Here is a 10,522-nt window from a genome sequence, read left to right as displayed (position 1 = left end):
CGGTCGCGCTCACCGCCCGGATGACGGTGGAGCAGATGACCGCGCTGGACCTGGGCTACGCCCCGCCGTTCTCCCCGGTATGGGACCCGGTACTGGTGGCAGCACGCAAGGCGGCGGCAACCGTGAAATCAGGTCCGTCCGGCGCTTGAGAAGCTGAAACCAGCCCCTCCGGCAAAACCAGCCCCTCCGGCGCTTGAGGAGCGGGGTCCGGGACACCGGAGCCGAAACCAGCCCCTCCGGCGCTTGAGGAGCGGGGTCCGGGGCGGAGCCCCGGTTGTGGGAAGGGGCGGGTAGGGGAAGAACGCCTGGTCACCGATCAGTTCGCGCCGTCGATCACCCGAAGCGCACCCCGCACCCGCTGCGCCACATGCCGAGGACAGCCCCACGCCTCCGCGTCAAAGGGCCGCTCCGGCGTCTCGTACTCCCCCGGCGCGTACAGATGGTTGAGATGCGCGCCGTAAGGGTCCTCATGGAAGCCGAAGTGACGGCGCCCGACCAGCTCGGTCAGCACGTCCCAGGGATGCGCGCCCCCATGCGGGCAGGGCTCACCCGCTGGGACGCCCGCCGGGGCCGAGGCGCCCGCCGGCCCGCCCGCCAAGGCGCTCTCCGGCCCGCCCGCCGCAGCGATCCGCACCGAGCCGAGGATCGCCCGCAGATCCCGGTGGACGGCCTCGGGCGGGGCCTCCTCGCCCGAGGTCACCGACCAGCACGCGACCAGCAGCAGCACCAGCCGCTCACGCGGATCGGCCGGGCCCGCCGCGAACCGCCGCGCCGCCCACAGCCCGGCGTCCTCCGCGGCCTGTCCGTCCCGGCAGCGGAAGCGCACGGCGTGGGTGAGCCGTTCGACGTCGAGCCGTCCATCTGGACGTACGAGCACCCCGTCCAGGTGGGCGGTGTCCCGGAGGCCGAACAGCCGCTCCCGGCCGGTCCGCAGATGGTCCAACGCCTCGCGGGCGATGGCGGCGAGGAAGGCCGGGCACAGCCACGCCTCCAGCGGCGCCGTCTCCAGCTCCTCCCGGTGCCAGTGGCGGTAGACGCCCCGGCCGCCGGGGCTGAGCAGGTGGATGCCCACGGTGGCCTGCTCCGCGGTGTCCCGGCCGACCTCGGGGTGGTCGCCCTCGCGGTGTGCGCAGGACGCGTCGCCGAGGCCGGGCAGCACCGCCTCCAGGGCGTCCACCATGGTGTCCAGGACCCGCCGGTCGCGGATCCGGCCGCTGGCGGCGTACCAGCAGGCGGCGTGCAGGACGACCACGAGCCCGGCGCGGTGATAGCCCAGGGGGTTGGCGACCAGGTTCCTGGCGTAGGCGGACAGCTCCTGGCCCGGGTCGACGGCCGCGCTCGGGTAGTCCCAGACGATCGAGCGCAGATCCTCGGCGCGGCGCGCGTCGCGGGCCGGGAGCCGGGGCGGGATGCCGCCCACGCTGCCGGGGGCGATGATGTCGACGGCGACCCGCGCGTACCCGGCGATGTCGCGCGGGCACAGCCACTGCTCCTTGGCCGCGTCGTCCTCCCAGTCGGGGTCCTCGTCCTCGGTCAACCCGTTGGTGAGCAGCGGCAGATCGTCCACGAAGTGGTCGATCCGGTCGTCCAGATCGCTCTCGTAAGGATGCGTCCGGTGGGCGCAGGGCAGGTCACGCAGCTTCCGGTCGGTGGCGTGGAGGGCCTCCAGGGCCGCCGCCGCGACGTCCTTACGGGAGAACCGGCCGATGTGCGCGGCCATCATGACCAGCCCGAGCGTCCAGGCGTACGCCTCCTCGCCCGCGGGATCGGCCGCCAGCCGCCTGGCACAGTCCAGGACCGCCCGGTCCGCGTCGCCGCCATAGGTCTCGTGGAGGATGCCGTCCCAGTCGTCGACGAAATGGACACACTCTGGCGAATCTGACAGCGCGGTGGCGGGCACGTCGGTCATGCCCCTCACGACGCCACAGGAGGCACCCGGGTTCCCGCTTGGTTCAGACCTTCACAGAAGGTGCGCGCGATGCGCTCCTTGTGTGCACATACTCCACCAGGCGGGTCAGCGCGTCCGGGTCGGTGCTGGGCAGCACGCCGTGGCCGAGGTTGAAGATGTGCCCCTCCAGCCCCCGGGCGGCCTCCAGCACCTCCTCCGCCTTGGCCTCGACGGCCGTACGCGGGGCGAAGAGCACGGCGGGGTCGAGATTGCCCTGGAGCGCCTTGCCGGGGCCGACCCGCCGGGCGGCCTCGTTCAACGGCACCCGCCAGTCGACGCCGACGACATCCGCGCCCGCCTCGCCGAGCAGCCCGAGCAACTCACCGGTGCCCACGCCGAAGTGAATGCGCGGCACCCCGTATCCGGCGACGGCGTCGAAGACCTTCTTGGAGGCGGGCAGCACGCTGCGGCGGTAGTCGGCGGGGGCGAGGGCGCCCACCCAGGAGTCGAAGAGCTGGACGGCCGAGGCGCCCGCCTCGATCTGCACCTTGAGGAAGGCGGCGGTGATGTCGGCGAGCCGGTCGAGCAGCGCGGCCCACAGCGCCGGGTCGCCGTACATGAGCGCCTTGGTGTGCTCGTGATTGCGCGAGGGGCCGCCCTCGACCAGATAGCTGGCGAGCGTGAAGGGGGCGCCCGCGAAGCCGATGAGCGGGGTCGCACCGAGCTCGCCGATGAGCGCGCCGACGGCCTCGGTGACGTACTTCACATCGTCCGGGTCGAGCGGACGCAGCCGCTCCAGATCGGCCCGGGTGCGGATCGGCCGCTCGACGACGGGCCCGACCCCGGGCTTGATGTCGAGGTCGATGCCGATGGCCTTGAGCGGCACGACGATGTCGCTGAAGTAGATGGCCGCGTCCACCCGGTGCCGGCGCACCGGCTGCAACGTGATCTCGGTGACCAGGTCGGGACGCATGCAGGACTCCAGCATCGCGGTGCCCTCACGCAGCTTGCGGTACTCCGGAAGCGAGCGCCCCGCCTGCCGCATGAACCACACCGGCGTATGAGGCACCGGCTCCCGACGGCAGGCCCGCAGAAAGGCCGAATCGGCTGTGGCACGAGCCGCGGCGCGGCCGGTCTGCTGCTGGCCCGAGGGCCGCTCATTGGCGCTCATGCCCCAAATCTTCGCACGGGCCGAACGAGTGACCCGCCAACCCGGGTGTTCCTCCCCGGTTAGGGCCCTCACTGCGCCTAGTCTTCCGGGCATGGCAGCGGTTCAAGGACACCTCTCGAACGGTGCTGACGGCCCTGACGGCACGGAAGCAGGCGGTGACGACACCCCTCCCGCCTTCCGGCATGCCGTCGCCGCGCTGTGCGGTGTGCGGGTACGGCCCGAGGTGGAGCTCGACCCGACCCCACCCCCGCGTCGGCTCGCACCCTACTCGTACGCGCTTGAGGCGGTGGTCACCGGCGCGTCGGACGACGAGGAGCTGGCCGAGGGGAGGCTGATCCTGCTGCACGACCCGGCCGGGCACGACTCCTGGCGCGGCACCTTCCGCCTGGTCACCTTGGTCCACGCGGACCTGGAGCCGGAGATCGCGGCGGATCCGCTGCTGCCGGAGGTGTGCTGGTCCTGGCTCACCGGCGCGCTGGAGGCCCGCGGTCTGCCCTACGGGGCACCCAGCGGCACGGTCACCCGGGCGAGCTCGCACTACTTCGGCGCGATGGGCGAACGGGAGCCGTCGACCCGGATCGAGATCCGCGCCTCCTGGACCCCGGCCGCCCACCCGGCCCCCGAACCGGCCCGCCCCGGCCCGCGGCGCCCCGAGGCCGCGGAAGAGGGCGCGGGCGAACCGCTGGGCGTGCCGGACACCGCGGGCCACCTGGCCGCCTGGTGCGACCTCCTGTGCCAGATCGCGGGCCTGCCCCCGGCGGGGGCGGCGGAGGCGGGGGTCGTCTCACTGCCCCAACGACGGGGCCCCCAGGCCCGCTGACCTTCCGGACGCCGCAGCGCACACGGTGGCTCGGGTCTTCCGACCCGGGCCACCTTCCTGTGGCAATCCGGTAAGCCGATGGGCGCCGCAGCCCTTCCGGCTCTTCGGGTCTTCCGACCGGGCAACCGCGTAAGCCGATGGGCGCCGCAATGTATCCGGGTGCTTGGGTCTTCCGGCCGGGGGCACCTCCCAGCGGTAGCTGGGGGCGAGCCGAAGGGGCGCGTCGCTGTCGAAAGGGAGAGCGCGCGCAGGGAGCGAGGGCTGCGATCGATATGCGGCTCCGCCGCGTGAGCGACCGAGCACGGTCGACCGTCGACAGCGACTGAGGCGCCCCGGAGGCGAACCGAGCCCCAAAAAGGCCACCCGTGATCGATCAGTCGTCCTAATTGCCCGAATTGTTACTCACCAAATCGTGATCATTCCCTAAAGCCGGGCCGTATCGGTGCCGAAGGACGTGATGACCCGTCCCACAACTCCCCAGGAGGCCTGGTGTCTGTTCTCCTCGAGCAACCGTCCAGCCTGGTCGCCTACCGCCCGAACAAGCCGACGGCCATGGTCGTCGTCGCCGACCCCCGCGTACGTTCCACCGTCACCCGCCACCTCTGGGCCCTGGGGGTGCGCGACGTCATCGAGGCGTCGTCCATCGCCGAGGCCCGTCCCCGCATCGGCAATCCGCGCGACATCTGCGTCGCCGATGTCCACCTTCCCGACGGCTCCGGCCTCACCCTGCTCTCCGAGACCCGCGCCGCGGGCTGGCCCAATGGGCTGGCCCTGTCCGCCGCCGATGACATCGGCGCCGTAAGGAACGCGCTGGCCGGCGGCGTCAAGGGCTATGTCGTCACCGGCACCCGCACCAACCTCGGCATTCCCGGCCGTCCCGGCACCGCCCCGCTCGGCGCCGCCGCCCGGATGCACCGCCGCCCGCCGGGCGCCCCCGGCCACCCCGGCGGCTACCGGGAGCTGTCGGGCCGCGAGGTCGAGGTGCTGAGGCTGGTTGCGGAGGGCCAGTCCAACAAGGCCATCGGCGTCTCGATGGGCCTGTCCGCCCTCACCGTCAAGAGTCACCTCGCCCGGATCGCCCGCAAGCTGGGCACCGGGGACCGGGCCGGCATGGTCGCGGTCGCACTGCGCACCGGGATCATCCACTGAGCCGTATCGCCCGCCCGGCCGTCGCGCCTCCCCCCACCACCCCCGCGCCCGTCGACGGAACGTTCCGTCGACGGGCGCCCTGCGTACTCGCCGCACACAGCTACCCTTGACAGGTGACCGACGCCCAAGAGACCGCAGCAGAGACGACACTGCGAACCACCGGGGGCGCTCCTCCGGACGACCTCCCCCCGGCGCCGGTCCCCTTGCTGGAGCCGCGCGAGGGCATCCCGCCCGTCACCGCCGACGCGGACGCGCTCGCCGAGGTCATCGCGGCCTTCGCCACGGGCCACGGCCCGGTGGCCGTCGACGCCGAGCGCGCCTCCGGCTACCGCTACGGGCAGCGGGCCTATCTGGTCCAGTTGCGCCGGGCCGGAGCGGGGACCGCACTGATCGACCCCGTCGGCTGCCCCGACCTCTCGGGTCTGGGCGCCGCGATCGCCGACGCCGAATGGGTCCTGCACGCGGCGACCCAGGATCTGCCCTGTCTGCGTGACATAGGCATGATCCCCGCCCGGATCTTCGACACCGAACTCGCGGGCCGGCTGGCCGGATTCGCCCGGGTGGGGCTCGGCGCCATGGTCGAGAACATCCTCGGATACGCCCTGGAGAAGGGCCACTCCGCCGTCGACTGGTCGACCCGCCCACTGCCCGACCCCTGGCTGCACTACGCCGCGCTCGACGTCGAGCTGCTGGTCGACCTGCGCGACGCGCTGGAGGAGGAGCTGGAGCGGCAGAACAAGCTGGAGTGGGCGCATCAGGAGTTCGCGGCCATCGCCGCGGCCCCGCCCGCCCCGCCGCGCAAAGACCCCTGGCGGCGGACGTCGGGGATGCACAAGGTCCGGCGGCGGCGGCAGATGGCCGTGGTGCGCGAGCTGTGGACGGCCCGGGACCGGATCGCCCAGCGCCGCGATGTCTCGCCGGGCAAGGTGCTGGGCGACGCGGCCATCGTCGAGGCCGCGCTGGCCCTGCCCGCGAACGCCCGGGCGCTGGCCGCGCTGAACGGTTTCGGCCATCGGATGAACCGGCGCCAGCTCGAGCAGTGGCAGGCCGCGGTGGACCGGGCCCGGGAGCTGCCGGAGGCCGACCTCCCCCAGCCGGGCCAGCCGGTGGCCGGTCCGCCCCCGCCGCGGGCGTGGGCCGACAAGGACCCGGCCGCGGCGGCGCGGCTCTCCGCGGCGCGTGCGGCCGTCACCCAACTGGCCGAAGGGCTGAATCTTCCGCAGGAGAACCTGATCGCCCCGGACACCGTCCGGCGGCTGTGCTGGGAGCCGCCCGCCGAGCCGACGACGGATGCGGTCGCCTCCGTTCTCGCAGGTCACGGCGCCCGTCCCTGGCAGATCGACCAGGTGACCCCGGTGCTCGCGGCCGCCTTGCTGGCGACCCCGGCCTGATGTGACGCGCGTGGACCGGCGGCGGGCGCCGCCGGTCCGCGGCTGTGACCTTCAACCCTCCGGTCGTGAGGACTGGGCAGCTTGGTTACTCATAAGTAGCATGAGGTGGTGAGGCGCGCCCCGGGCGTGCCCGCAGCAGTGCCATCCCGCACCTGGAGGAGAGCCAACGTGCCTCGTACCGCTAGGGACGTCGTCTTCGTCGACGGCGTCCGGACCCCATTCGGCAAGGCGGGCCCGAAGGGCATCTACCATGAGACCCGCGCCGACGACATGGTCGTCAAGTGCATCCGGGAGCTGCTGCGCCGCAACCCGGATCTGCCGCCGGAGCGCATCGACGAGGTGGCCATCGCCGCCACGACGCAGATCGGCGACCAGGGCCTGACCATCGGCCGCACCGCGGGCATCCTGGCCGGGCTGCCCCAGTCGGTCCCCGGCTACGCCATCGACCGGATGTGTGCCGGTGCGATGACGGCCGTGACGACCACCGCGGGCTCCATCGCCTTCGGCGCCTATGACGCCGTCGTCGCGGGCGGCGTCGAGCACATGGGCCGCCACCCCATGGGCGAGGCCGTGGACCCCAACCCCCGCTTCGTCTCGGAGAAGCTGGTCGACGAGTCGGCCCTGTTCATGGGCATGACGGCGGAGAACCTCCACGACCGGCTGCCGCACATCACCAAGGCGCGCGCCGACGAGTTCGCGGTGCGCAGCCAGGAGAAGGCCGCCAAGGCGTACGCCAACGGCAAGATCCAGCAGGACCTGGTGCCGGTCTCGGTGCGCCGCACCTCCCCCGAGGGCGGCGAGCTGGGCTGGGGCCTGGCGACCGCCGACGAGCCGATGCGCCCGGGCACCACGCTGGAGGGCCTGGCCTCGCTGAAGACCCCGTTCCGCCCGCACGGCCGGATCACCGCCGGTAACTCCGCGGGGCTCAACGACGGCGCCACCGCCTCGCTGCTCGCCGCCGAGGACTTCGCCCAGGAGCTGGGCCTGCCGGTGCGGATGCGCCTGGTCTCCTTCGCCTTCGCGGGCGTCGAGCCCGAGGTGATGGGCTACGGCCCGGTCCCGGCGACCAAGAAGGCGCTCGCCAAGGCCGGTCTGTCGATCGAGGACATCGGCCTGTTCGAGATCAACGAGGCGTTCGCCGTCCAGGTCCTGTCGTTCCTGGACCACTACGGCATCGCGGACGACGACGCGCGCGTCAACCAGTACGGCGGCGCCATCGCCTTCGGCCATCCGCTGGCCTCCTCCGGTGTCCGGCTGATGACGCAGTTGGCGCGGCAGTTCGAGGAGCAGCCGCAGGTCCGCTACGGCATCACCACGATGTGCATCGGCTTCGGCATGGGTGGCACCGTGATCTGGGAGAACCCGCACTTCGAGGGGAACAAGTGACCAACACCGCAGAGCTTCTCAAGGGGGCGGCAGAGCTGTTCCCGGGCGAGGTCGTGACGCAGGCGCACGTCCGCCACCTCGATCTTCCCCAGGGCGCGGGCCGCTTCGCGCTCATCACGCTGGACAACGGCCTGGACCACACCAAGCCCACCACCTTCGGCCCGGCCTCGCTCGCCAATCTCAACACGGCGATCGACCAGGTCGAGAAGGAGGCGGCGGACGGCGGGATCACCGGTGTCGGCATCACCGGCAAGCCGTTCATCTTCGCCGTGGGCGCCGACCTCAAGGGCGTGGAGCTGCTCAAGCGCCATGAGGACGCGCTGGCCATCGGCAAGGGCGGCCATGACGTCTTCAAGCGGCTGTCGGCGCTCGCCGTGCCCACCTTCGCGTACTACAACGGCGCGGCGATGGGCGGCGGGGTCGAGGTCGGGCTGCACTGCTCCTACCGCACCGTCTCCGCGGCGCTGCCGGCCTTCTCGCTGCCCGAGGTGTTCCTGGGCCTGGTCCCCGGCTGGGGCGGCTGCACCCTGCTGCCGAACCTGATCGGCGCCGACCGCGCGGTCTCGGTGATCATCGAGAACTCCCTCAACCAGAACAAGCAGCTCAAGGGCGAGCAGGTCTACGATCTCGGGATCGCGGACGCGATCTTCGAGGGCGCGGACTTCCTGGAGCAGTCGCTGATCTGGACCGCCGCCGTCCTCAAGGGCGAGATCGAGGTCGTACGGCCCGAGATCGACCGCGGCGACGCCTGGCACGAGGCCGTGGTGCGCGGCCGCGCCATCGCCGACGGCAAGGTGCACGGGGCCGCCCCGGCCGCCTACCGCGCGCTGGAGATCATCGACGCCGCGCGCAACGGTGACCTGGCCCGCGGCTACGAGGCCGAGGAGAAGGCGCTCGCCGACCTGATCATGGGCAGTGAGCTGCGCAGCGGCATCTACGCCTTCAACCTGGTGCAGAAGCGCGGCAAGCGCCCGGCGGGCGCCCCGGACAAGTCGCTGGCGCGCCCGGTCTCCAAGGTGGGCGTCGTGGGCGCGGGTCTGATGGCCTCGCAGTTGGCGCTGCTGTTCGTGCGGCGTCTGGAGGTGCCGGTCGTGCTGACCGACATCGACCAGGAGCGGATCGACAAGGGCGTGGGCTACGTCCACGGCGAGATCGACAAGCTGCTGCTCAAGGGCCGGATCAACCAGGACAAGGCCAATCGCCTCAAGGCCGCGGTGACCGGTTCGCTGGACAAGGCCGCCGCCTTCGGTGACGCCGACTTCGTCATCGAGGCCGTCTTCGAGGAGATGGGCGTCAAGCAGAAGGTGTTCGCCGAGGTCGAGGCGGTCGTGCCGGAGCACGCCATCCTCGCCACCAACACCTCCTCGCTGTCGGTGTCCGAGATGGCCTCCCAACTCAAGCACCCCGAGCGGGTCGTGGGCTTCCACTTCTTCAACCCGGTCGCGATCCTGCCGCTGCTGGAGATCGTCCGCGGTGAGAAGACCGATGACGCGGCGCTGGCCACCGCCTTCGGTGTGGCCAAGAAGCTGAAGAAGACCGCGGTCCTGGTCAAGGACGCCCCGGCGTTCGTGGTCAACCGGATCCTGACCCGCTTCATGGGCGAGATCCAGAACGTCATCGACGAGGGCACCCCGGTCGACGCCGCCGAGCGCGCCATCGAGCCGCTGGGTCTGCCGATGTCCCCGCTGGTGCTGCTGGAGCTGGTCGGCCCGGCGATCGGTCTGCATGTCTCCGAGACGCTGCACGGCGCGTTCCCGGACCGCTTCACGGTCTCGGAGAACCTCCGGCGCGTGGTCGGGGCGGGCAAGCGCGGCTTCTACGTGCATGCCAACGGCAATTCAGCGAAGCCGGAGCTGGACCCGGAGGTCGCCGCGCTGCTCCAGCAGGGCGACACCGTCCTCACCGAGGAGCAGGTGCGCACCCGGGTGCTGGACGCCGTCGCGCAGGAGATCGGCCTGATGCTCCAGGAGGGCATCGTCGCCGAGGCGCAGGACATCGACCTGTGCCTGATCACCGGTGCGGGCTGGCCCTTCCACCTGGGCGGCATCACGCCGTACCTGGACCGCGAGGGCGTCTCGGAGCGGGTGAACGGGAAGGCGTTCCTGGCCCCGGGCGTGGCGAGCGTTCCCGCCTAGCGGCGTTGCATGGCAGGGCCCGGGTGCCGGGCGGGCGAAGGCCCGTCCGGCACCCGGGCGTTCCGGGGTGATCCACCGGCGGCACCGCCCCGCCCGCGCCATGCCCCGGTGGCAAGCACCCACCAGCCGGATCCGGAGCGGGTCGTTCCGGGCGGTCGGGTCACGCCGGGGACGGGAAACGGACCGGTGGCACCTTCCACGCGCGCCGCGCCGCCTACGTACGCCGCCGGGCAGGGCGCTGCCTGGAACCGCGCCGGCGGGCCGCTCAGCCGCTTCCCACGCGGTTCCAGGCCCTCAGGGCCAGCCCGTCCTCGTCGGTCTTCTGACGGGCCACCAGGAGCCGTCCGTCCACTCCCAGGGCGGCCAGCACCACCCGGCCCCGCCCGTCCAGCGCCAGCGCCGGGGTGTGGGCGCCCTGCTCGCCCGAGGGTGTCCACCACACCCCCGCCGCCTCGTCCTCGCTGGGGTGGGCGGCGACGGCCAGCCGCCCGGCGTCCTGGTGGGCCAGGACGGTGCAGTCGTGACCGTCCACCACGGCGCGCACCGCGGCGACCGGGCCGGTGCCCGTGGACCCGCCCAGCG

General features: G+C 72.5%; 7 protein-coding genes and 2 pseudogenes. 6 read left to right on the top strand and 3 right to left on the bottom strand.

Annotation, left to right across the window (positions count from 1 at the left end; genetic code table 11):
• Positions 1 to 149, top strand: a pseudogene (locus KN815_RS50945) (FAD-dependent oxidoreductase); the annotation flags it as partial.
• A gap of 167 nt (positions 150 to 316) precedes the next feature.
• Here KN815_RS50945 and KN815_RS35145 read toward each other — a convergent pair.
• Both KN815_RS35145 and hemE read right to left on the bottom strand, forming a co-directional pair.
• Positions 317 to 1,909, bottom strand: a complete 1,593-nt coding sequence (locus tag KN815_RS35145; RefSeq protein WP_253209428.1) for a hypothetical protein — start codon at positions 1,907 to 1,909, stop codon at positions 317 to 319.
• Between the two features lie 43 nt (positions 1,910 to 1,952).
• Positions 1,953 to 3,059: a uroporphyrinogen decarboxylase gene (gene hemE, locus KN815_RS35140; RefSeq protein WP_216345900.1), complete on the bottom strand. Its 1,107-nt coding sequence runs from the start codon at positions 3,057 to 3,059 to the stop codon at positions 1,953 to 1,955.
• Positions 3,060 to 3,150: 91 nt separating this feature from the next.
• Here hemE and KN815_RS35135 point away from each other — a divergent pair, with 91 nt between their 5' ends.
• The 5 genes from KN815_RS35135 to KN815_RS35115 all read left to right on the top strand — a co-directional run bounded on the left by KN815_RS35135 (position 3,151) and on the right by KN815_RS35115 (position 9,940).
• A complete protein-coding gene (locus KN815_RS35135; RefSeq protein ID WP_216345899.1) occupies positions 3,151 to 3,879 on the top strand; it encodes a DUF3000 domain-containing protein in 729 nt (242 codons plus the stop codon).
• Between the two features lie 489 nt (positions 3,880 to 4,368).
• Positions 4,369 to 5,028: a response regulator transcription factor gene (locus KN815_RS35130; protein WP_014055528.1), complete on the top strand. Its 660-nt coding sequence runs from the start codon at positions 4,369 to 4,371 to the stop codon at positions 5,026 to 5,028.
• A 113-nt stretch (positions 5,029 to 5,141) separates the two neighbouring features.
• Positions 5,142 to 6,419: an HRDC domain-containing protein gene (locus tag KN815_RS35125; RefSeq protein WP_216345898.1), complete on the top strand. Its 1,278-nt coding sequence runs from the start codon at positions 5,142 to 5,144 to the stop codon at positions 6,417 to 6,419.
• A 168-nt stretch (positions 6,420 to 6,587) separates the two neighbouring features.
• Positions 6,588 to 7,805: a thiolase family protein gene (locus tag KN815_RS35120; RefSeq protein WP_216345897.1), complete on the top strand. Its 1,218-nt coding sequence runs from the start codon at positions 6,588 to 6,590 to the stop codon at positions 7,803 to 7,805.
• Positions 7,802 to 9,940: a 3-hydroxyacyl-CoA dehydrogenase NAD-binding domain-containing protein gene (locus KN815_RS35115; RefSeq protein WP_216345896.1), complete on the top strand. Its 2,139-nt coding sequence runs from the start codon at positions 7,802 to 7,804 to the stop codon at positions 9,938 to 9,940. The genes KN815_RS35120 and KN815_RS35115 overlap by 4 nt, the downstream gene beginning before the upstream one ends.
• Positions 9,941 to 10,205: 265 nt before the next feature.
• On the opposite strand, the pseudogene KN815_RS35110 reads toward KN815_RS35115, so the two are convergent.
• Positions 10,206 to 10,522: pseudogene (locus KN815_RS35110) on the bottom strand (hypothetical protein); the annotation flags it as partial.

This window comes from Streptomyces niphimycinicus (assembly GCF_018883605.1).
GTDB lineage: Bacteria > Actinomycetota > Actinomycetes > Streptomycetales > Streptomycetaceae > Streptomyces > Streptomyces niphimycinicus.
This window is presented reverse-complemented; position numbering and strand designations above follow the sequence as displayed.

Coding starts and splice junctions, on each gene's coding strand:
- KN815_RS35145 (WP_253209428.1), bottom strand. CDS start 1,909: ATGACCGACGTGCCCGCCACCGCGCTGTCAGATTCGCCAGAGTGTGTC.
- hemE (WP_216345900.1), bottom strand. CDS start 3,059: ATGAGCGCCAATGAGCGGCCCTCGGGCCAGCAGCAGACCGGCCGCGCC.
- KN815_RS35135 (WP_216345899.1), top strand. CDS start 3,151: ATGGCAGCGGTTCAAGGACACCTCTCGAACGGTGCTGACGGCCCTGAC.